Source organism: Shewanella sediminis HAW-EB3 (assembly GCF_000018025.1).
GTDB classification, from domain to species: Bacteria; Pseudomonadota; Gammaproteobacteria; order Enterobacterales; family Shewanellaceae; genus Shewanella; species Shewanella sediminis.
Genome location: NC_009831.1, coordinates 4997404 through 5019905, shown reverse-complemented (window position 1 = coordinate 5019905; position 22502 = coordinate 4997404). Strand labels below are relative to the sequence as shown.

At 46.4% G+C, this 22502-nt stretch carries 23 protein-coding genes; 8 read left to right on the top strand and 15 right to left on the bottom strand.

Translation table 11 applies throughout. The features are described from left to right. Positions 1-8: 8 nt before the first annotated feature. The 11 genes from SSED_RS21380 to rraA all read right to left on the bottom strand — a co-directional run bounded on the left by SSED_RS21380 (position 9) and on the right by rraA (position 9789). Entirely contained in the window at positions 9-1841 is a 1833-nt protein-coding gene (locus tag SSED_RS21380; protein ID WP_012144438.1) for a sensor domain-containing diguanylate cyclase, read from the bottom strand. A gap of 35 nt (positions 1842-1876) precedes the next feature. After that, positions 1877-2671 (bottom strand): TatD family hydrolase, encoded by a 795-nt coding sequence (locus SSED_RS21375; protein ID WP_012144437.1) that lies wholly within the window; start codon positions 2669-2671, stop codon positions 1877-1879. Continuing rightward, complete coding sequence (locus SSED_RS21370; RefSeq protein ID WP_012144436.1) at positions 2671-3210, bottom strand: hypothetical protein; 540 nt, start codon at positions 3208-3210, stop codon at positions 2671-2673. Before SSED_RS21370 ends, SSED_RS21375 begins: the two co-directional genes overlap by 1 nt. Positions 3211-3269: 59 nt before the next feature. Further along, a complete protein-coding gene (gene tatC, locus SSED_RS21365; protein WP_012144435.1) occupies positions 3270-4037 on the bottom strand; it encodes a twin-arginine translocase subunit TatC in 768 nt (255 codons plus the stop codon). A 3-nt stretch (positions 4038-4040) separates the two neighbouring features. Beyond that, positions 4041-4439 carry a Sec-independent protein translocase protein TatB gene (gene tatB, locus SSED_RS21360; RefSeq protein ID WP_012144434.1) on the bottom strand — a complete coding sequence of 133 codons (399 nt, stop codon included), beginning with the start codon at positions 4437-4439 and terminating at the stop codon, positions 4041-4043. 6 nt (positions 4440-4445) lie between these two features. Next, on the bottom strand, positions 4446-4682 hold the full coding sequence (gene tatA / locus SSED_RS21355; protein WP_012144433.1) for a Sec-independent protein translocase subunit TatA: 237 nt from the start codon (positions 4680-4682) through the stop codon (positions 4446-4448). A gap of 59 nt (positions 4683-4741) precedes the next feature. Next, a complete protein-coding gene (gene ubiB / locus SSED_RS21350) occupies positions 4742-6391 on the bottom strand; it encodes a ubiquinone biosynthesis regulatory protein kinase UbiB (protein WP_012144432.1) in 1650 nt (549 codons plus the stop codon). Further along, complete coding sequence (locus SSED_RS21345) at positions 6388-7011, bottom strand: ubiquinone biosynthesis accessory factor UbiJ (RefSeq protein WP_012144431.1); 624 nt, start codon at positions 7009-7011, stop codon at positions 6388-6390. Before SSED_RS21345 ends, ubiB begins: the two co-directional genes overlap by 4 nt. A gap of 11 nt (positions 7012-7022) precedes the next feature. Next, on the bottom strand, positions 7023-7778 hold the full coding sequence (gene ubiE / locus SSED_RS21340) for a bifunctional demethylmenaquinone methyltransferase/2-methoxy-6-polyprenyl-1,4-benzoquinol methylase UbiE (protein WP_012144430.1): 756 nt from the start codon (positions 7776-7778) through the stop codon (positions 7023-7025). A gap of 245 nt (positions 7779-8023) precedes the next feature. After that, positions 8024-9067 (bottom strand): formimidoylglutamase, encoded by a 1044-nt coding sequence (locus tag SSED_RS21335; RefSeq protein ID WP_012144429.1) that lies wholly within the window; start codon positions 9065-9067, stop codon positions 8024-8026. 236 nt (positions 9068-9303) lie between these two features. Continuing rightward, on the bottom strand, positions 9304-9789 hold the full coding sequence (gene rraA, locus SSED_RS21330) for a ribonuclease E activity regulator RraA (protein WP_012144428.1): 486 nt from the start codon (positions 9787-9789) through the stop codon (positions 9304-9306). A gap of 336 nt (positions 9790-10125) precedes the next feature. Here rraA and SSED_RS21325 point away from each other — a divergent pair, with 336 nt between their 5' ends. From SSED_RS21325 to SSED_RS21315, 3 genes are all read left to right on the top strand, one after another. After that, the gene (locus tag SSED_RS21325) at positions 10126-10374 is read left to right on the top strand and encodes a YgjV family protein (RefSeq protein WP_012144427.1); all 249 of its coding nucleotides are present in this window, start codon (positions 10126-10128) and stop codon (positions 10372-10374) included. Between the two features lie 356 nt (positions 10375-10730). Then, the gene (locus tag SSED_RS21320) at positions 10731-11312 is read left to right on the top strand and encodes a hypothetical protein (protein ID WP_049772140.1); all 582 of its coding nucleotides are present in this window, start codon (positions 10731-10733) and stop codon (positions 11310-11312) included. Between the two features lie 73 nt (positions 11313-11385). After that, the gene (locus tag SSED_RS21315) at positions 11386-14568 is read left to right on the top strand and encodes an HD domain-containing phosphohydrolase (protein ID WP_012144425.1); all 3183 of its coding nucleotides are present in this window, start codon (positions 11386-11388) and stop codon (positions 14566-14568) included. A 32-nt stretch (positions 14569-14600) separates the two neighbouring features. Here SSED_RS21315 and accC read toward each other — a convergent pair whose 3' ends face one another. From accC to arfB, 4 genes are all read right to left on the bottom strand, one after another. Further along, positions 14601-15971, bottom strand: coding sequence for an acetyl-CoA carboxylase biotin carboxylase subunit (gene accC / locus SSED_RS21310; RefSeq protein WP_012144424.1), 1371 nt, complete (start codon positions 15969-15971; stop codon positions 14601-14603). A 128-nt stretch (positions 15972-16099) separates the two neighbouring features. Next, the gene (gene accB / locus SSED_RS21305; RefSeq protein WP_012144423.1) at positions 16100-16636 is read right to left on the bottom strand and encodes an acetyl-CoA carboxylase biotin carboxyl carrier protein; all 537 of its coding nucleotides are present in this window, start codon (positions 16634-16636) and stop codon (positions 16100-16102) included. Positions 16637-16728: 92 nt separating this feature from the next. Next, positions 16729-17184 (bottom strand): type II 3-dehydroquinate dehydratase, encoded by a 456-nt coding sequence (aroQ, locus tag SSED_RS21300; RefSeq protein ID WP_012144422.1) that lies wholly within the window; start codon positions 17182-17184, stop codon positions 16729-16731. A 235-nt stretch (positions 17185-17419) separates the two neighbouring features. Then, the gene (gene arfB, locus SSED_RS21295; protein WP_041422386.1) at positions 17420-17836 is read right to left on the bottom strand and encodes an alternative ribosome rescue aminoacyl-tRNA hydrolase ArfB; all 417 of its coding nucleotides are present in this window, start codon (positions 17834-17836) and stop codon (positions 17420-17422) included. A 394-nt stretch (positions 17837-18230) separates the two neighbouring features. On the opposite strand from arfB, the gene SSED_RS21290 reads away from it, so the two are divergent. From SSED_RS21290 to SSED_RS21270, 5 genes are all read left to right on the top strand, one after another. Further along, positions 18231-18596 (top strand): SpoIIAA family protein, encoded by a 366-nt coding sequence (locus SSED_RS21290; RefSeq protein ID WP_012144420.1) that lies wholly within the window; start codon positions 18231-18233, stop codon positions 18594-18596. A 122-nt stretch (positions 18597-18718) separates the two neighbouring features. Next, the gene (locus SSED_RS21285; protein WP_012144419.1) at positions 18719-18922 is read left to right on the top strand and encodes a DUF3012 domain-containing protein; all 204 of its coding nucleotides are present in this window, start codon (positions 18719-18721) and stop codon (positions 18920-18922) included. 131 nt (positions 18923-19053) lie between these two features. Further along, the gene (locus SSED_RS21280) at positions 19054-19530 is read left to right on the top strand and encodes a hypothetical protein (protein ID WP_012144418.1); all 477 of its coding nucleotides are present in this window, start codon (positions 19054-19056) and stop codon (positions 19528-19530) included. A 214-nt stretch (positions 19531-19744) separates the two neighbouring features. Continuing rightward, on the top strand, positions 19745-21076 hold the full coding sequence (locus tag SSED_RS21275) for a TolC family protein (RefSeq protein WP_012144417.1): 1332 nt from the start codon (positions 19745-19747) through the stop codon (positions 21074-21076). Between the two features lie 18 nt (positions 21077-21094). After that, positions 21095-22462, top strand: coding sequence for an efflux RND transporter periplasmic adaptor subunit (locus tag SSED_RS21270; RefSeq protein WP_012144416.1), 1368 nt, complete (start codon positions 21095-21097; stop codon positions 22460-22462). Positions 22463-22502 lie beyond the last annotated feature (40 nt).

Here is a 22502-nt window from a genome sequence, read left to right as displayed (position 1 = left end):
AGTTTTTATTAAGGCTCTGGCGTATAAACCATCACGCAGTTTCGCCCATTATTCTTTGCGCGATAAAGTGCTTTATCCGCTTGTTCTAATAAGTTGTTTGGTTGATTTTCGGTATTAATGATCTCCGCACTCACACCTATGCTTATGGTGAGTGGGATGGTTTTATTTTCCCAGTGGATAGGGAGTTCGGCAACCGTTTTTCGTATCAACTCTGCGACCAGTACAGCCCCTTCTTCGGCTGTATTAGGCAATATGATAGCAAATTCCTCGCCACCAAAACGTGATACCAGATCCGCTGGACGTTTTAAATTCTCTTTTAATGTCTGCGCGATGAGTCTCAGGGTCTGATCGCCGGCTAAGTGGCCATAGGTGTCATTAATGGATTTAAATCTATCGATATCTAACATCAAGATGGCCATAGGGGTTTGCTGTCTGCGGCTGAGTCGCCCCTCGGCGAGTAATCGCTTATCGAAAGCCGCCCGGTTTTTAACTCCGGTTAAACTGTCTACCGTAGCTTGCTCGGTGAGTTTTTGGTTGGCTTCGTTCAATTCTCTCAGTGCTATTTCCAGCTCTAAGGTACGCTCCTGAACCATCTGTTCGAGTTTCTCATTGCTATCGGCTTCTATGAGCAGGGCCTCTTCTCGAGTCTGTCTGATCCTTTGTGCCTGCACCAATGCTTCTTGTTGGATCCTGAGTTTTGCTTTTCGTTCGTCGTTATAACGAATTGCCAAGATGGCAGCCATAAATAAAATTTCAAACATTAACCCCAGCATTACAGGCGTGAGATGTTTAATAGGAAGCTCAATAAAGCCTAGATACATCAATCCTGTGATGAAGGAGCCGGCTAACATGCCGCCCCAGGCAAGAGTGTATAATTTAGCGAGTTTATGTCCTTTGAATGCCTGGATAACAGCCATTCCCATCAATAATACGGTAATGAACAGCACAGAAATGATGTTGATATATAGGGCAAGCACATAGTCTAAAAAAGGCGTCGTTAAGGTCAACAAGAGCGCATAGGCTGCACCATAACGACAGATCCGCAACATGCGGACATTATGGTATTTAAGCTGGAGGACTTTTTCGGTAAAGAGCAGCGCAAAAAACATCGTCAGTGGAACAAGTAGTGGGACCATTAACTGTTGCAGGGCCGGCCACATCGGCCAAATAAACCGAAATGCGAAGCCATGCAGAGTGGCAACCAGTAGGGTGACAGAGAGTACATAGCCGGAGTAATAACTGTAGCTAAATGAGCGGGAAGTTATCGCGATAAAAAGACTAAATATACCGATAGCCGTCAAGGCTCCGAGCTGAAAACCATGAGTTAATGAGGTGGCTTCAATATTCTTGGCAAAGGCGCTTTGTGACCATAAACTCAAGGGTAATGATGCGCTTCCTTCGGTCTCAATCTTAAGGTAGAAAGTATGCAGCTTCTCTGACTCTAACTCGAAGGGGTAGAGGAAAATATTATTGATCAGCGGCCTTTGAGAAAAAGGGAGGCTATCGCCCATCACCACCTTGTCAATTATCTTGCCCTGAACCAGGTGATAGAGCTCTATTCTGTCAATATGAGGATTTGCGAGTGAGAGTATACGGTCCAACTCCACCTCTTCGTAATTGTAGACACTAAATTTGACCCAAAAAGGATCGATGCCAATGTGGTTATTGTATTTGGGGGTTAAACGGTGCCATTGGTTTGAGCTTAATCTTTTTATCTGCTCAAACTCCTCCCCTTCATTGGCCGGAGAGAAGTAGAGCCAGGGGGAGAGTTCGAGCACGCTCTCTTCTTCACCACCGATGGCGAGAATGGTTTCTGCCCGGACTCCGGTAGAGAACAGCATGATGAGAGTCAGTAGAAGTAAACCGAGAGACCTAATCAAATCTTTAGCCCAAAAAAGTCGATACTATTTTGATAGGTCTGTGCAGAGAATTGCTCGGCGTCCTGACCTCTTAGCTTCGCAATGTATCGGGAGATATAGGGAAGATATTGAGGTTCATTCTTACTGGATTTAGGTTTAGGGCGCATACTTCTTGGCAGCAAGTAAGGACTGTCGGTTTCGATTAAGATACGATTATCCGGAATATCGATAACCAGCTCAGCCAACTCCAGGCCTCTGCGCTCGTCACAGACCCAGCCAGTGATCCCAAGGTGCATATCCAACTCGAGATAGGACTCCATGCTCTTTCTGTCCCCGGTGAAGCAGTGCAGCAGCGCGCCGGTAAGCTCGCTGCGATACTCTTTCACTATGGCTAAGAAATCTGCGTGGGCATCGCGTTCATGCATTAGTACAGGCATTTTGAGTTCGACGGCAAGGGCCAATTGTTCTGTGAAGGCTTGTCGTTGCATCGGGCGCGGTGAGAAGTCCCGGTTGTAATCCAGGCCGCATTCACCTACGGCAACGACCTGACTTTCACTCGCCAGTTGCTTTAGTGTCTCGCCGCTTTGGGAATGCCATTCACTGGCGTGATGGGGATGAACGCCAGCAGTACAATAGAGTTGGTTTAGGTGTTGCTGACAGCATTGGATAGCTTTTTCGCTTTCGCTCAGACTGCTGCCGATAACAATTAGCGGCGAAACACCTTGGTCTGCCGCTCGTTGAATTACATCATCAATATTTTTTTCGAGGGCGCTGCCAATCAAGTTGACAGCGATGTCTATGTGTTCCGACATTACTTGATTCGCTTGACTCTAATCGTAGCGTTACGAGTATCGGTACCTAATACGAAAGAACCCAGCGCGGCTTTTTCAACATAAACGGTTTGACCGGCCTTCAGCTTATAATGGCGGCTGTCGCTCTGCTTCCAAACCTGGCCATTACTGAAGCTTATCTTCAGAGCGCCATAGGGATCTTTCTTTACGGAGGTTACTTCCATATAGAGCTTTTCGAGGCTCTTCTCTTCGGTCTTGAAATTGCCACCAAACTCATCTTCCGCACTCTTAGGAAGCGTCGCTGGCAAAGTGGTTGGTGTGGCGGGAGTCGATTGAGACACTGCAACTGCCGGGACAGTTGCCGTCGCAACGACAGGCGCAGCGGATGCTGCGCTTGTACTGCTTTGAGATGTTTTAACTGTTTCGGCTAACGCATCGAAACAGACTAAACGGTCCAGCTTGTCTGACTTCATAGCGCACGCTAATAGCTCCTGTTCGACGCCTGCATTAGCATTTGTCGATACCAGAATGACTGCCGCTGTGATCCAACTTAAGCGCATAAATATGTTCCTTTATGATATTTGAGCGCGCCATGGTCAACTAATTAGCGTGTATCTATTTAGCTTTCCTGGCCAGGTTTATCCTGCTTCTCTTGCTCTTCTTCGTCTTCATCATCCTTTTTACTGTAGAAACGAGCCGCAATCAATCCCCCTTCGAATAATATCAACATAGGAATTGCTAACATTGTCTGAGAAATGATATCTGGCGGCGTCAGCATCATACCGACAACAAAGGCACCGACAACGATATAGGGACGTTTTGCTTTAAGTTCTTCAGGAGTCGTCACACCAGCCCAGCATAGGAGTATGACGGCAATTGGGATCTCAAAAGCTAAGCCAAAAGCAAAGAAAAGTTTAAGTACGAAGCTCAGATAGCTACTGATATCAGTTGCAACCTGAACACCTTCCGGAGCAACACTGGTAAAGAAGCCAAATACTACCGGGAAAACGATGTAGTAAGTGAAAGCGATTCCCAGATAGAAGAGAAGTGTACTACTGGCCAGAAGCGGCATCATCAGGCGCTTCTCATGCTTATACAGTCCAGGGGCAATAAATGACCAGACCTGATATAACACATAAGGAATAGCGATGAAAAATGCCAGTACCAGTGTAAGTTTAAATGGAGCAAAAAACGGAGCAGCGACATCGGTTGCAATCATGCTGCTTGTATCTGGCAAAACTTCCATTAACGGTGTTGCCATGTAGTGGTAGATATCGTTGGCCCAATAGACCATAGCGATAAACACTAGAAGTACACTGCCAATGGCTTTTAGCAACTTGTTACGTAATTCGAGCAAGTGGCTAATTAGCGGCTGCTGTTGCGACATGGACTACCCGTTCGGTTTTTCAGAATTCGCGCTGGTCTCAGCTGTTTTTGTCTCTGTAGGTGCAGGATCCACAGGCGCAGACGAACTGGCCGGAGAGATATCTTCTACCTTGTAGGGACGATTAACAGATTGAGCTGCACTTTTTAATTGATCGATGGATTCCTGTAACTCGGGAGAGAGATTTTTGAGGCCCTGACTTTCAGCTTTTTTAAGATCAGCATGCAGTTCTTCAATCTTGAGTTCTTGCTCAAGTTCATCTTTCACAGAGTTTGCCATACGTTTCATGGCTCGGATCCAACCTGTAATTGAGCGGACTGCAACCGGGAGTCTTTCAGGGCCAAGTACAACCAGCCCCAAAATACCGATCAACAGTAGCTCCATAAAGCCGATACCGTCGAACATAAGGGATTACACCTGTTCTTTATCTTTATCCTTGGACTCAGTTTTTTTCTCTTCAGTCTGAGCTGTTTTCTCAGATGCAGAGTCTTCAATGGCTTTCTTCTCTTCTTCAGAAGACATCGCGCTCTTGAAGCCTTTAACTGCGCCACCTAGGTCACCACCTAATGAACGAAGTTTTTTTGTTCCAAATAATAAAACTACGATTAAAGCAACGATAAGAAGTTGCCAAATACTAATGCCACCCATGGGTAATCCTCAATTTTAAATACTGGTTCTATTATGAACCTTTGGTTATTTAGTGCTAGCTAAAATTTGCGATTCTTAGGTCTCGATCTCCATCCGAGTAACCATAAAACGGTGCCCGCGGAGATACAGCCATAAGAGGCCCATAGTGTAGCGTTTTGATTCAACAAAAGAGTGCCACAGATCACTAAAACCGCTGCCGTAAGTAAAAGGTAGTTACTTTTATGGGCTTTCTGTTGCTGTTTAAGGTATCTATCCAGCATCTGGTTCTGTGATTTAACAAAATTTCTGCCCATTTTCAGGTTGTCATAAACCAACTCTGGCAGTTCGGGCAGTTTATCTGACCAGTAAGGTAGCTCTTGTTTAATTTTTTTAGCCATCCCTTTGGGACCGACCTGTTCCGACATCCACTCTTCCAGGAAGGGTTTTGCCGTTTTCCATAGATCGAGCTGCGGATATAACTGACGACCTAGTCCTTCGATATAGAGCAAGGTTTTTTCTAACAAGACGAGCTGAGGCTGCACCACCATATCGAAACGACGAGCGGTACGGAACAGTTCCAGCAGCACATGGCCGAAAGATATCTCATCCAGGGGTTTATTGAACATTGGCTCACAAACCACTTTTACGGCCTGTTCGAAGGCGCCAATATCGGTATCTGGAGATACCCAGCCCGACTCTATATAGAGCTGAGCGATGCGGCGGTAATCTCGATTGAAAAAGGCGAGGAAGTTCTCGGCCAGGTAGCGCTTATCCTCTTCGGAAAGGGTCCCCATGATGCCACAGTCTAAACCTATGTAATATGGGTCTTCCGGATGTTCACGGCTTACGAATATGTTGCCCGGATGCATGTCTGCATGGAAGAAGTTGTCTCTGAATACCTGGGTGAAAAATAGTTCAACGCCTCGTTCAGCCAGGAGTTGTAGGTTGGTACCTTGTGCCTTGAGCGCCGCCATATCCGAAACAGGAATACCATCGATCCGCTCCATCACGATTAATCGGGTGAAACAGAGGTCCTCATACATGTAGGGAATGTAGAGAGTGCCAGACTCTAAGAAGTTGTTGCGGAGCTTAATCGCATTCAAGGCTTCTAACTTTAGATTTAATTCGCCCTCAATGGTGGTGCGGTAATCTTCAACGACTTCCGCTGGACGCAGACGATTCCCATGACCTAAGAGCGTTTCGAGAAAGTTCGCCGCCTGCGACATGAGTTGAATATCTGCATGGACGTTTTTCTCAACATTGGGGCGCAGAATTTTGAGGACGACAGCTTTACCGTTCGATTTCAGTGTGGCGGTATGTACCTGAGAGATAGAGGCCGACGCTAAGGGAGTGTTATCGAAGTCTTCAAAATAGGTTTCGATGGGGGCATTGAGCTCAGCTTCAATCATCTCTCTGGCTATGGCTGAATCGAAAGGAGGAACCCTATCCTGTAGCATGTTCAGCTCTTCGGCCCACTCATCGTTAAGCAGGTCGCGACGCGTCGAAAGCATTTGACCAAACTTGATATAAACCGGGCCCAGCTCCTGCATTGCAAGCTTCAGGCGTTCACCACCGACTTTATCTTTATGCTTATTGGCTATCCAAAAAAAACTACAACGAAGCAGTCTGAAGTACCAAGGCTTAATTTTAGAAGGTATTAATTCATCTAGCCCATAGTGGAGGGAGGTTTTTATTACCTGGTAAGCTCGCCTGATACTGGTTGCCGTCATGTTTTAGCTTTAGCCCTGTCTTGTAAGTGGTTAATCCGTTTCTCCATGGCATCGATATCTGCCACAAGATCTTCGATTCTATCACTTAAATGGATAAATTCGATTTTATGGGGAGCGAGCTTATACTCTTCGGTGGTTAATTGACCTATATGAGAGCGACTCTTAGTGAATACTTTAGCAATATCACTTTTAGTTTGCTTAGCGCCTTGAGTTAACAGGTGCGTCGGGGCATCGCCCAGATATTTTGATATGGGCTCTGCGAAATCGAATTCAACGTGTTGAATGAAATGGCTAAATGTTTGAAGTAGGTTGAGATCACCTTCGATACTGAGCTTATCTTCTTTGATTAGCTCAGTGAGGTTAGCACCTTCAGTCAGCTGATATAGTGTTGTGATATCGGCATTGACGCGAGTGGTGACTTCCCCTTCGTAGCGGCCTAAAACTTGAATTTCGCGGGCGAAAACTAAATAAAGAGGCCAGCTGAGCTGGCTCAATTGAATGCACAGTACTTTTCCGTGAATGGAGCGCAATTTGGCGTATTCATCAGGAGATTGGTCTACAAGCTGCTTAAGAGCCGTTTCTAATCCAGCGCTAAGTAATAGTGCAAATTCACGTATCATACGTTTCCCAATTAGAATTTATAGCCTTTGTGTAGCGCAACAATTCCATCTGTCATATTGGTGTATTCAACCTGCTCAAAACCTGCATCAACCATCATACCTTTTAGGGTATCTTGGTCTGGGTGCATGCGGATTGACTCGGCCAGGTACTCATAGCTTTCGGCATCTTGAGTGATGAGTGAGCCCATCTTTGGCAAAATTTTAAAACTGTATAGATCATAAATTTTACGCATGACATCGTGTTGAGGCTTTGAAAACTCAAGAATGAGTAGTTTTCCCCCCGGCTTAAGCACGCGTAGCATAGAACGAATTGCCGAATCTTTATCTGTGACATTTCGTAAGCCGAAGGCGATAGTAATGATATCGAAATGGTTGTCAGGAAACGGTAGTGCTTCTGCGTTGGCCTGAACATAGTTCACATTGCCGACGATACCCTTGTCTCTTAACTTTTCACGACCAACTTTAAGCATAGAGTCGTTAATGTCAGCAAGAGTGACCTGACCCTTATCACCAACAAGATGAGAGAATTTTGCTGTTAGATCACCTGTACCACCAGCTAAATCAAGTACTTTCATTCCTGGACGAGCACCGGCACTTTCAATAGTAAAGCGTTTCCACATGCGGTGGATACCAAAGGACATGACATCATTCATGATGTCATATTTGGCTGCTACAGAATGAAAGACACCAGCTACCATATCGGCTTTCTGCTCTGCTTCAACTGTTTTGTAACCGAAATGGGTACTATTCTGTGTGCCCTCTGACATCTATCTGTTCCTATACTTTTAAATTATTATTTGCGAGTGTAAGTCATTCATTCAAATTGCAGAATCTTTCTACAGCCACTCTGTGAGCTATGTTAGTTATCTGGACTTGGATTTATTGAAAATGCGTGATAGCGCAGGGTTTCGCAAATTTGACTGCGCATTACATCATAATATAAGCCGTTGGTGAATAGCCCAAAATAAATATACATTAAATCCTGGGCTCTGGTAGCTAGGGCCAGTGTCTACTAACCTATTTGCTGAGACTGTAATCGTCCCTGAATATAGGCGTAGATCAGCTCGCTGATGCTTTGCCCCGTTTCACGGTAACCTGCGGCTATGCCTGCAACATGACAGACTGGTGCGGCTTCGGCTAAATGAAAATAACTGCACGGCGTATTTCGGGCTACGGAGCTGACGTAATACAGGGCATCTATCAAGGGGATCCCTGCCGCAGTCGAGGCGCTGCTTGGCATGTTAATTATCGCATCGAGATCCAGCTCCAATGCGACGGGCATCTGGCTATCATTTAGCTTAGTTATAATTTCTTTTAAGGCTGATTCCAGCGCTATCTCTCGTCGAACCCAGATAGACTGAAGTGTATGCCAGTGCCCACCGAAGGTGGTCAGTTGATCCAGCGTCTCTTCACTATTTTTTAGCTCATGCAGGCCTAAGACATGGTAATACCCAAGCGCCCCGCTGGCCGCGGCATAGCTGAAGCCGTTGCCACTGTGACGTCCTTCTCTGGGGCGAAAATCAGAGTGCGGATCTAAGTTAACAGCCGCGACTTTTTTCTTATGGGTTAACTTGGCCGACATCAATAAGCCATAGGCGTTGTTGTGCCCTCCGCCGATAACGATAGGCTCTAAGCCCGCAGCCATCACCTGGCTTACTAATGAGATAACACGCTCATCGAGTCGGTCTACATTTTTTCTCAATGCCTCTGCGCCGGCTCCTTCGGGAAGCTGCAGATCTTTGGTCTCTATCTGGCCCAATACTAAACACTCTTTGCCACTTAAGAATCGGTTCGACTGCAGATTGAGAAATTGTGTCATGGCCGACTCGAATGCATCGGTTGCGCCGCCACGACCTAAGTTAGCGCGCGGGCCAATATCTTCACCTATGCCGATAATTGCAAAACGAACTTGGTTACTCTTAGCGCTGGCTAATGTGTCTGCAAGACTCGTTTTAGCTAAACAAGTATGAACCGTTTGAGCCAGCTTAGTTTCGCCGCCACGGAGTGAAACGAGTTTATGGCAATGCTGGGCTGTAAAGGGGATGAGATGCTGCATGTCTGTTGAGTTCTTATTTTGATGCTTATGAATACATTGTGGCTTAATAGGGGAGAGGATGGCAATGAAAGGATGAGATATAGCGGTTTGTCGATGATGGTGGGTTGATATTAAATGAAAACTATTAACTGAACTGCAGCATAGAATCACGATGCTGAAAATAAAAAAGGATGGTGAAACCGGGTTTCATCATCCTCTCTTTATCGACTTCTATTTGAAGCTGTTTCTCTTCAGGATTACTCCATGTCTAACGGTTCTGGAGAGAGGATGATACCTGTGTTATCAGCATAGACATGATCGAGAGGCAAGAAGGTAACACCACCAAAGTTGACCGGGATCTCCAGCTCACCGACAGAGTTTTCATCGGCGCCAACTGGAATCGAGGCCAGAGCCTGAATGCCGATATCGAGATCTTCCAGTGCATCTACATCTCTGACCGAACCATAGATGATAATGCCTTCCCACTTATTATCCACAGCTAACTGAGCGATAGAGGCATCGAGCAGGGCACGTCTCAGAGAGCCGCCGCCATCGACGAGTAAAACCTTGCCTTCACCGTCTTGCTGCAGTGCTTCTGCAATAAGACCGTTATCTTCGAAGCATTTAATCGTGCTAATTGAGCCACCAAAAGAGTTACAACCACCATAATTGCTGAACATAGGTTCGACAACATCAACCACATCGATGTAAGTGTCACAAAGTTCTGAGGTGTTGTATTCCATAGTCATACTCCTGTAGATCGGTATTGTGCTGAGTAGATGCACAAATTTAGTGAGTTACCGACAGTATATAAGGGATTAATAAAAAGAAAAGCGTTATCAATCACGGTATTGCCGATAAAAGCATCTGTTAACATCTTTGTTGTAAGTTTTCGTCACCTGAATAGATATTGAACAGAAAGTATGACCCAGGTCATTAAATAACGTATTTTAATTACATCCGATGGCAGGATTTGTTAGCATGTACACAGATATTAATTAACTTTACTTTAACTTGCTTTAGGGGCACGGACCCCCCAATTAGCCTATGGATGGCAGAGGGCCTTTGGAAGGTACCTGATGGAAGCTACAAATACGATTGAAATTATTGGTTATTCTGCCTCAGTGATGGTGGCAATTTCACTAATGATGAAAGATATTATCTGGCTTAGATGTTTAAACTTTACCGGTTGCACCTTGTTTGTGATCTACGGTGTTTATATCTCTGCATGGCCAGTTGCCGGAATGAATGCATTCGTTGCCTGCATTAATATCTATCACTTAATTAAAATCTACCGTACAAGATCTCAGCCTGCTGTCACAGCCTGAGTGCATTGCTTTTAAAACATAGATTTTAAAGCATAGTACTGCTGTCACAAATATTTAGGCTGGCTGTCACCTACTACAGGTCGCGGCATTAATTTAGGCTCTGAATTAGTTTATTAACTGATTAGGAGCCTTTTTTATGCTTATTGTTACTTGAGTCATGGCAGCAAAAGAATCCATACATCGCTCAGAAAGCCTCTGTGGTATCCATTATCTTAAATCTAAGTCCGACAAATATCATTATGATATAGGTTCATTCGCCCTATATGGAAGTCTGTTATTAATCGTAGAAGTCTGATTTTTAATCGGTTACTGTATTAACCAAGTAAATGGATTTTTGGAAACTTGGTATAGTATTTATGGATTGGATGCAGTTTGTAGTGGCGTTGGCGGATAAGCTGGCTTGGCCGGTCGTCTTGGTGTTTGGTGTGATCACACTCAAAGGGCCAATCTCAAAATTAATCCCTCTGGCTAAAAAACTTAAGTTTAAAGATCTGGAAGTCGAGTTTGGCCAGGAGTTAAAAGCGATATCCCAAAAAGTCGAGGGAGCGTTTCCGGCTCTGAAGCAAGATCGAAAGATAGTCTTGATTGCAACCGCAAATCACCTGCCGAACTCTGCCGTTATCGAGGCGTGGGATGAAGTCGATATCGCTGCGGAAATCTTGATCAAATCACGTTGTCAGAATATCGAGCTTTCCGTCGATACCCGTTATAAACATATCGAAAGCATTCTTATCAAAGAAGAGTTAATTAACACTAAACAGGGCAAACTGTTCAATGAGTTGCGTCAGCTTCGCAATCGTGTCGCTCATGCCGTGGGTTACGAAGTGGGTAGGGCCGAGGCAATGCAGTATATCGAATTGTGTTTTACACTCATAGAACACCTGAATAGCGTATCCAGAGTTAATTTAATGAATGAACCCAGAGCGATAGGCTCTTAACTCTGTAAGCTTAATGCGTACCTGTGAGAAGTTGGGTTTGAGGTATGAGTCTTATAAGGATATAGGGGAGAAAATGAAATCGACTGTGGGTAAAAAAACTAAACAGATCTCTATTCGATTTACCGTTATTAGTATTTTTATTTTAGCGACTATGCTGACGGCTGCGATAGCGATCGGTTTGCAGTATTATTTCAGTAAATCCATGGCCAGTGACTCCGCCTCAAAAATTTATAGCCTCACCGCCCACCACACCAGCGACTTTCTGACTCAAGTCGATGAAAAAGCAGTCAATACCGCAAAACTCCTCTCCAGTCTCAGTAATCTTATCAATGCCGAAAATCTAGATGATGATGCCAAACCAGTGTTTGCCGATGTCATGGAGAGTAATGCGCTGTTCTATGCCATATATATCGGCTTTCCTAATGGTGATTATCATGGGTTGATTAATCTTGAGGTCAGTCCTGGCGCCAGAGAGCAGTTTCAAGCTTCCCATGCCGATAGGTGGGTATATATATTGGTAACGGGTCAAGGGAGTGCGCGGCTGCGGGAATACTTCTATCTGGATGACCAATTAAACCTAAGGGCCCAACGTTCAGAATCCAGTGATTATTATGCGAATGAGCGCCCCTGGTATGGGAATGCCAAGGTGCATGAGGTGTACAAATCTGAACCTTACCTATTTCATCACCTGCAGGCGCCGGGTGAAACTTACTCGATTAAGATTCCCGGATCTGAAGTTGTGTTAGCCGTCGATATCGCCCTCTCTTCGGTATCTGATTACCTGCAGACTCAAGACCTGAATGATCGCGGTGATGCCTTTAGCGAGATATACCTCTATAAGCGCAGCGGAGAGTTGATCGCATCGAATCAAAAGGAGCCGGAACAGTATCCCATTCCTAAGGCTCAACCACTGAAGCTCACTTCGGCGCAACAGCAGATCGTTGCCGAGCATTCGATGATTAAGGTGTCGAATGAGAACGACTGGGCCCCTATCGATTTTTCCAAGTCGGGGATGCCGAAAGGGTATAGCATAGATCTGTTAAACCTAATATCGGATATGACCGGAGTCGAGTTCGACTACATCAATGGGTTCACCTGGCCTGAGTTGGTTGAGGGGTATAAGCGGGGGGAGATTGGGATGCTCAACTCGCTCTATAGAACCGCTGATAATGAGAGCATGGGGCATTTTACCGACCCATTTTTGAAGCTGCCTTTAGTCGTCGTGACCCGGCAGGGTATCGGTGAACTGACCCATATCGATGAATTAGTGGGTAAGACAGTCGCAATACCTGAGGGCTGGTTCGTCATTGCGGCGATTAAGACTCATTTCCCCGACATTAAAGTGGTGGAGTTGGCCTCTACTAAAGCCGTATTACAAGCCGTTGCTGATGGTGATGTGTTTGCGGGGGTAGATAATGGGGTGATTTTACACTACACGGCGAAGCAGTTCTTTATTGAAAACCTTGCTTATCATGAATCGGTAGATTTTAGTTTGGCAACAAATTCCGGCGACCTCTATTTCCTACTCAACGATGCCAATAAGGAGTTGGTGGAGATTTTCAATCTCGCAATGGCGAATATATCACAGGAGCAAAAGGCTGCCTTGAGACTGAAATGGTTCGGCAATGGGAATAAGGTGAAGCAGGTAAAAAGTATGGGAGGCGTACCATATCCGGAGCTTATTGAAATAGCGAATAATCCAAGTGACTATAACCAGCTTTTATCCAGAACGATTGAGGGCGTTAAGCAGTTTATCTATGTGACACAGGTTGGCTCTAAGGGGAAAGAGGGGGATATTTTTGCCGTCATCGTTCCCGAAGATACAGTGTTAGGCCCCAGTCTGGAAAAGGTGACAAGCTCCATTCTTATCACCAGTATCTGTTTACTGCTGGTCTTGCCTATCTCATGGCTGTTCTCCGCTCCTATCATCAACCCGATTAAGCTGCTTTCGGCTGAAAATGAAAAGATAAAACATAGGAAATATAAAGAGCTTCATACGGTCGACACCAATATCAAAGAGATCAAAGAGCTGGCAGATTCAATGCTGGATATGTCGATGTCGATTCAGCAATATGAAGAGAGCCAAAAGGAGCTGATGGAGGCATTCATCCGTCTTATCGCTCAGGCGATCGATGATAAGTCTCCTTATACCGCAGGTCATTGTAATCGGGTTCCTGAGTTGGGATTAATGTTGGCCGATGCGGCGGCAGAATCGACTTCGGCTCCCTTCAAAAATTTCTATTTCAAATCTGAGGATGAGCACCGCGAGTTCAGGATTGCCGCCTGGCTGCACGACTGTGGCAAGATAACCACCCCGGAATATATTGTCGATAAAGGCACTAAGCTCGAAGCGATCTATAACCGGATCCATGAGGTGAGAATGCGCTTCGAAGTGCTCTGGCGCGATGCCGAGATAGAATTTTTTAAACAAATACTACAGGCTCCTGAAAATGAGGAGGCGTTGCGCTGTGAACTGGTCGCTAAGCAGAGTCAATTGACAGAAGATTTTGAGTTCATTGCCAGCGCGAACGTCGGTGGTGAGTTTATGGATGAGAAGCATATCGAACGTCTTCACCAGCTGGCTAATATGACCTGGGTGCGGCACTTTGATAATCGATTAGGGCTGTCACCAGTTGAGGAGCTAAGTTATAAAGAGCAGTTGGATAGCTGCGACTCACTGCCTGTGATTGAGCCGTTACTCAGCGATAGAACCGAACATATTATTAAGCGAATATCTCAAGTCGATTTCGATCCTAAGTTTGGTATCAAGATGGAGATCCCTGAAGATCAATACAATCTTGGCGAGCTCTATAACTTGTCCATCTCAAGAGGAACATTAACCGCTGAGGATAGGTTTAAAATTAATGAACATGTCACCAGTACGATAAAGATGCTGGAGAACCTGCCTTTTCCTCCTGAGCTGGCGAGAGTGCCACGATATGCATCGACCCACCATGAAACCTTGAAGGGAACCGGTTACCCGAGAAAGCTTAGCGCAGAAGAGTTATCCATTCCCGAGCGTATCTTGGTTGTCGCAGATATATTCGAAGCGCTCACTGCTGCAGACAGACCCTATAAGAAGGCCAAGCCTATCAGTGTTGCCGTGGACATTCTGTATAAGATGGCGCTCGATAATCACTTAGATATGGATCTGTTTAAACTCTTCCTCTCGAGTGGAATATACCTGGAATATGCCAACAAATTCCTCGATTCTAAACAGATAGACGAGGTCGATGTGGCTAAGTATTTAAGTTAAGGCTAAAGTTCCTAGTTCCTAGTTCCTAGTTCCTAGTTCCTAGGTTCTAGGATCTCTTTCTCAAGATAATGTATCGATTGTCCGCCCTGCCTGAAGCCTTCATCAGCCAGTATCTTCTTTAACAGAGGGATATTGGTTTTTATGCCCTCAATTTTTAGCTCATTGAGCGCCAACTGCATGCGTGCGATGGCGGTCGCTCTGTCCTCTCCCCAGGTGATCAGTTTTCCAATCATGGAATCATAATAGGGAGGGACGCTGTAACCCTGATAGAGGTGAGAGTCCCAGCGAACACCAATTCCCCCGGGGGCGTGAAACTGAGTAATGAGGCCTGGCGAGGGGACAAAGTTAACGGGATCTTCTGCATTGATCCGGCACTCGATGGCGTGACCGTTGAGGGGGACATCTTCCTGCTTAAGTTTGAGAGGTAAACCTGAGGCAATTTCCAGCTGCGCCTTGATAATATCGACATCGGTGATCATCTCAGTGATGGGATGCTCTACCTGAATGCGTGTGTTCATCTCAATAAAGTAGAACCGGTTTGCTTCATAGAGAAACTCGAAGGTACCAACGCCGCGATAACCTATCTCTATGCAGGCCTTAGCACAGAGCTCACCTATGGTATGGCGTGTTTGCTCATCGATACCTAGGGCAGGGGCCTCCTCGATGACCTTTTGATGTTTTCGCTGCATCGAGCAGTCGCGCTCACCTAAGTGGATAGCGTTTCCCTGGCCATCAGACAGCACCTGAATTTCAATATGGCGAGGCGTTTCAAGATACTTCTCCATATATAGCGAGTCATTGGCAAATGCGGCCAAGGCCTCGGCCCGGGTTAGTTCGATAGCCTGAATGAGCTCAGCTTCCCCCTTTATGACCCTCATGCCTCGTCCACCACCACCGGCGGTGGCTTTTATGATTACGGGGTAACCTATCTGCTCTGCAAGCTTTTTATTATGCTGATGATTGTCGGTTAAGCTTCCGTCGGAGCCCGGAACGGTGGGCACTCCGGCTTGCTTCATTGCCGCAATGGCTGAGATCTTGTCACCCATTAGACGAATCACTTCAGGGGTTGGACCGATGAAAACAAAGCCGCTACTTTCAACTTGTTCGGCAAAGTCGGCATTTTCTGACAGGAATCCGTACCCCGGATGTATCGCATCTGTTTTTGAAAGCGATGCCGCCGAAATAATACCGGTAATATTGAGATAACTGTTTAATGCCGGCGCTTTCCCAATACAGAGTGTTTGGCTGGCATATTCCAGATGTAGTTGCTGGCGATCGGCCGTTGAATGAATGGCCACCGTTTCTATGCCTAGTTCGGCGCAGGCACGCTGTATTCTGAGTGCTATCTCACCTCGGTTGGCGATAAGCACGCGATTTATTGGTCGCTCACTTGGCAGTTTCATCAATGACGCTCCCTCAATGAGATTTTTTACAGCTATGTCTCGATGGCTTTCTCTTAACTACTTTTTCTCAAAGAAAGCCTTAGTCTTGCTATGGGTCTTAAGTGCTGGTTCACTTTTCGCAACTCGTTCTATTCATCTTCAATAATAATCAAGGCTTGATCGAATTCGACGGCCTCACCACTCTCTACCAGAATGGCTTTAATGACTCCGGAGCGAGGCGCCTCAATTTGATTCATCATCTTCATCGCTTCAATGATACAGACTGGCGCGCCCTGTTCTACGACTTGTCCCACCTGACAAAGTGGCTCGGCTTTGGGGGACGGCGACAGATAGAAGGTGCCGACCATAGGAGATATCACGGTGTTGGCCTCATCAAACTCATCTGCATTATTGCTTGTGCTTGATGGCGAAGAGTTCGGTGATGAAGCGCTTTTTGATGAAATGGTTTGAGAGGCTGTTGAGGTTGAACTTGCAGCAAGGTTAGTACTGACTTCACCGGTCGCCTGTTGTACACCTGCGGGCACATAGATAGGTTGATTGGGAAAGGGGGAGGCCGGGCTCTGACGGCAGATCCTTACCGACTCTTCGCCTTCCTTGATCTCGAGTTCGGCAATCCCCGACTCCTGCACTAACTCGATAAGCTTCTTTATTTTTCGAATATCCATTTTTTTCCAAAGATAGTTATTTCAATACTAATTATTCACTGTGTCAGAACCTAGAACCTAGAACCTAGAACCTAGAACCTAGAACCTAGGCGTTAATGCTCTGCCGATTTAGCCTTGAGCCGGCTGATCGCCGATTGCAGTGCAAACTGATAACCCTGTGCGCCCAGACCGCAGATCACGCCGACCGCTTTGTCTGAGAAATAGGAGTGGTGACGAAAAGGCTCCCGTGCATGCACATTAGAGAGATGTACTTCGATAAAGGGAATCGATACACCCAGAATGGCGTCTCTTAGCGCGACACTCGTGTGAGTAAACGCGGCGGGATTAATGATGATGAATTCGGCTTCCGTTGCGTGAATGGCATCGATTAGCTCATGCTCTGCATTTGATTGTATATGCTCGAGGACAACGCCTGAGCTTGTCGACTCATCTTGCAGCTCTTTGACTATCTGATCTAAGGTGTGATGCCCATAATGTCCGGGCTCTCTGCGTCCTAGTAGATTAAGGTTCGGTCCGTTCACCAGTAAGATCTTTGCCTTGCCGCCCATGGAGGTATCCTTGCTTTTTTAATAGTAATAGGTGAGTAATCGCTGACTATCGCACATTAAGTGTACTTAACTGATTTCAACAGAAGTTTAGGGAGTTGTCGACATTTAGCGTCAATTTCGGCGACTTTTTCTGCAAGATGAGGGAAGGAAAGGCGGCGAGATGATGCTGATAAAGTCGATAGCTGTTGGAGCCTAGAACCTACAACCTAGAACCTACAACCTTTTTTTAGCACCTTTAATAATCTGACTTACTTCGTCTTAACGCCTTGGTTGCGCCTTTCTGTTTTTTTGCATCAACACGCCTACGTTGGCTGCCTTTTGTGGGTTTGGTGGCTATGCGTCTTTTCTGAGTGATGGCCACGCTGGCGATAAGCTCGATGAATTGGGCTAACGCTGTCTGACGGTTGAAGTCTTGACTACGGCTCTGCTGACACTTAATGATAACTTTGCCGCTTTTTGTGATGCGATGATCCGCTTTCTTAAGGAGTGCCTGCTTGTAAAAATCCGGCAGAGATGAAGCCTTGATATCGAAGATGATTTGGGCCGCAGTAGAAACCTTATTAATATGTTGACCACCCGCACCACTGGAGCGAATAAATTGCCATTCAATCTCATTTTCTTGAAGAGAGACACTGTTCGAAATTTTTATCATGGCAAAATACATCGTCGTTTTGGGGAGTGTATCTTATACCAATCAGTATAAGAAAGTGATCTACTCAGAGTTATTTTTTGCAAACTAATTCAAGGCGAATAGATGATGCAATGGTGATCCCTTGTGAAGTTATTCAACGAGGAATTAGGCAGCAAAAAACACTCCTGAAAGGCGAGTTTTAGCGCTTCTGATGCTGTGTTAACGAGCTTAAACGTAGAACAACTATGCTCTTCACTCGCTGCCTTACCTCAGAAGCGCTAAATTCTCGCTGAGCGATCACATCTTTATACTGATTGGTATTGACAGAAGATTGAGTTTATTCAGTATCGATATCTCTGGTATGCTCTAAGCACTATTAGGTGCTTGACCATTTATCCTTGTTCGGAGTTTTTCTATGTTATGCAAAATCCCAGATATTGCTGAAGGTGTTATCAGCCTTTTCGCTAGCGGGCGTTTGTCTACCTCTGATTATCAACAACACCTTAAGCCTTTGATTGAGAGCTACCGTGAACAATCGGGTAAGGTCTGTCTCTATATAGAGGCCGATGTGTTATTAGAGGGATGGGACTCACAGTCCCTGAAGGGAAGTGGTGAGGTTCAACTGCCTAACTTCGACGGTTTAGTTCTGGTGGGGGGGCCCGATTGGTTCGGTGACGCCGTTCGTCTGATGGGGCCGTTTATGCAAGGCGAAGTGGCCTGGTATCCATTAGAGGAAAAGGCGTTGGCAAAAGATTGGATTGCCACCAATTTAGATAAGTAAATGATCCGATATTGTTATTAAATAAGACATTAGCTGTGTCGTTATTTTATAATATAAAGCCGCCACTAATGTGTTTATAGTAGAGTAGACGCTGGTGGCCATCATAACTTAAGGAAAATCAAATGCTTTCAAAAAATGGAACATCACTTAACGCCTCTGCAAAATTTATCTCTATCGCGCTGGCAGGCGTTTTCGTGGCTGGCTTAAGTGGTTGTGCACCAGAAGTCGGTAGCGAAAAGTGGTGTAAGCAGATGAGCGAAAAAGACTCAGGTGATTGGTCTGCGAACGAAGCGGCCGATTATGCTAAGCACTGCGTATTTAAATAACATCATTCGATGTGATGCAGGCAATACTTTAGATTTTGAATCCTAAGTTTATATTGTCTGCGCTGAACTTTCAGATACAATCGCAGTCAGATTTAAAACAGGTTCAGTAGCACTCTTTTATAAGGTATTTTTTGCGCTATCAATTTCGTCTATTCACCCACAAGATCGCCATTGCGTTGATCGCCGTTGTGCTGCTGCAGTTTGCAGGGGCTAACTTAGGCGCGCATCAGTTGCATCTTGGGAGTCATGACGAAGAGTCGGAAAATCACCCTCATCTGCAGTTTACTGCCGAGATCACCAGCCTGGCTCAGTGTGTCGATTGCACCTGTTCTGCCGAAGCCGAGCTGGATTCTGAAAGCTTTGCATCAAACAAAAGTTTTGCCTCAGAAAGTGCTAACGATGCCAGTGGGCATTCGCACATTGTGAGTAAGACCGAAACTAAAACCTTCGATCTTTGCCTTGATTGTCAGTGTCATGGCGGTCACGTTACTGCTATGTCTATCAACTCAACGACTCCTTTGGCCCCAGTGGATGATGCTCTTACCAGTATAGGTAGTCATTACCTACCACCGGAAGCCCTACCGGACTACCGCCCCCCTATAGCATAACCTTTTCGTTTCTGGTTACGAGCCCTCGGCTTATCGCTGGAAGCAAGATCATTTAAAGCAGTTAATTGGATATGGGTAGCGCTTTGCTGCACAGCTCCTGATAATGATTTAACCCAAGAATAGCTCCGTATATGTGTTGTATTCATGCTTCTGAATTCAGTTTCAGCAGGCCTGATCCCCACATAGGTCAAAGCTTCTTGGGATAGGACATGCGATGAAAAAAACAATAATTGCCAGCCTATTGTTAGCTTATTTAACAAGTGGAGCCGCGAGTGCTCAGGCTGCCATAGAAGCAGACTTACAAGCCCCTTCTCTGGCTTATACACCATGTACATCGGTGAACAATAGTGCCAATCAAACCCATTTCGAGTCTTGGCTACCTGGCCTGATGCAGAGCTTCAACGCCCTGCCTGAAGTTGCCGCTCAACAGGCGAGACGCACTCAAGCCGAGTTGAGTATTAAGGCGGCCGATCAGGCGGTCTATAATCCCGAGCTGGGTTTGGATTACCAGAATGCAAGCGAAGATACCTATACGCTCGGCATCAGCCAGACTATTGATTGGGGGGATAAGCGTGGTGCGGCGACACGTAAAGCCCAGCTTGAGTCTGAAATTATGCTCTCCGATATCTCGTTGGAGCGAAGTCAGATGTTGGCCGGTTCGATACAGGCTCTTGTCGAACAAGCTCAAAACCGAAAGGCGGTAGTGTTTCAAAAACAGCAACTGCAAGCGGCTAAGACGCAATTTGAGATCGCCAAGCAGCAGATGCAGGTCGGTGATCTATCGGCTGTAGAACTTAAATTGATTCAACTTGATGTGGCGAGTAAAGCCGCCGACTACGCAATAGCCGAGCAAGCCTCCATCACCTCGGATGCCAATGTGTTGATGTTACTCGGGGATAGCGAACTACCCTTTAGCGGGTTTCTCGGAGCGTTAACGCTTCCAAAGGTATCGACACAGGTAGACCCTGAGTTACCCGCTTTGAAGAGTGCTTATCAGCAAGTGCTATTAGCCAAGGTGACGGTTCAACAGGTGAAGGCCGACACATCAGCCGATCCCACCGTCAGCTTAAATGCCGAGCGCGAGGGTGAAGAGAACAAGTTCGGGGTTGGTATCTCAATTCCCTTGCAGGTCCGCAATAATTACAGTGAAACCTTAGCCGTGGCCAGCCAGGACATTGCCGTTGCCGAGCAAACTTATCTGGCGCGTGAAAGGGTGCTGATTCAACAGCAGAAGAAGTTCCATTTAAGTCTGCCAAGACTCACCGAGCGCTATCAAGATTGGCGTGAATTGGTGCTTACTTCGGGTCAGGAAGCCGCATCGGCATTGGCTCAACAATGGCGAGCCGGTGACATCAATACCAGTGATTATCTGCAAAGTCAGCGTCAGCTTTCAAGCAGTTACCTTGTCGGCTTGACTCTGGAGACGGCTCTGTATCAGAGCTGGCTGGAGTGGATGGGCGCCAGCGGGCAACTTGAATCATTTCTTCAGGCACAACTTTCAGCTCAGCCCTCGCATTCAGCATCAAATATGGCTGCAGCACTGTAATCAGACGGAATAACGAATATGAAAAACCAGCAATCAGTTAATAATAGTTTCGAGCTCAATGCGACAGGCAATGCGACAACCAATGCGATCACCAGAGCCATGGGCTTTGGTCTGTTTATCACCTTAGCCGCTGCAATCTCGCTACCTTCTGCCGCATTTGCGGGCGAAGGACATGACCATGGTGCCGAAACGGCGGATAAAACAGATCTAAAAAATATCTCACTGGCAACCGACGATGACGGACATGACCATGGAGAGGAAGAGGGGCATGATCATGGTGCAGAAGCGACTGAGAAAGCACAACTCAACAATATCTCATTAGCAAATACCTCACCAGAAACCGCCGATGATGGACACGGGCATGGAGAGGAAGCGGAAGAGGAGGGGCATGCCCTTGAGCTCACTGCAGAGCAGCAACAGCTGGCAGGCATTGAGGTTGCCAGGCTCTCAGAAGAGTCGTTCAGTCTAGAGGCTGTGGCAACGGCTACCTTAGTAGTCGACAGAGACAGAACCATGACTCTGGCGCCTCAGCTGGATGTCAGAATTGAGCAGCGTCATGTCGTACCGGGACAAGAGGTGGAAAAAGGGCAGCCCTTGTTGACCTTAGGCGGCGTTGCCGTGGCGCAGGCGCAGGCCGAATACATTAATGCCGCGGCCGAATGGAGTCGTGTTAAGCGTATGAGTAAGAGCGCAGTAAGTGCGAGCCGCCGTCTTCAGGCGCAGGTCGATGCCGAGCTAAAGCGTGCAACCCTTGAAGCGATGAAGATGACCACCTCTCAGATCGGCGCGTTAGAGTCTAATCCTGAAACTATCGGTAGCTATCAACTTCTGGCCCCTATCAATGGGCGCGTTCAGCAAGATCTTGCCATGCTGGGTCAGGTTGTGACTTCGGGGACGGCTCTGATGCAGCTCACCGATGAGTCACATCTATGGGTCGAAGCTCAGGTCACGCCAAAGCAGTCTGAGAACGTGAGTATCGGCAGCAAGGCTCTGGTTCGGGTCGGGGATAAAACCTTAGAGGCTAAGATTATCGGTCGTTCTCATGAGCTCGATAGTGTGACGCGCACCGAGCAGATTTTGGTGAGTCTTGAAAACCCCGGCCACGTCATTCATGCGGGTCAATTTGCTGAGTTATATCTTCCCAATGCAGTGCAAGGGGGGGTCATTCTTCCCGATGCGGCACTGACGCGTGGTGGCGATGGTGACTGGCAGGTGTTTATTCAAGATGAGGATGGCTTTGAGGCCGTCGAAGTGGAAGTGGTTGAACGTCAGCGCGGCATGAACTTAGTTCGTGGTCTGGCTGCGGGCAGTAATGTTGTGGTATCCGGGGCATTCTTTCTAGCCTCAGAGCAAGCCAAATCAGGCTTCGATATCCATAACCACTAATTACCACTAAGGCTCGCTTCCTGAGCGAGTAAGAAAAGAG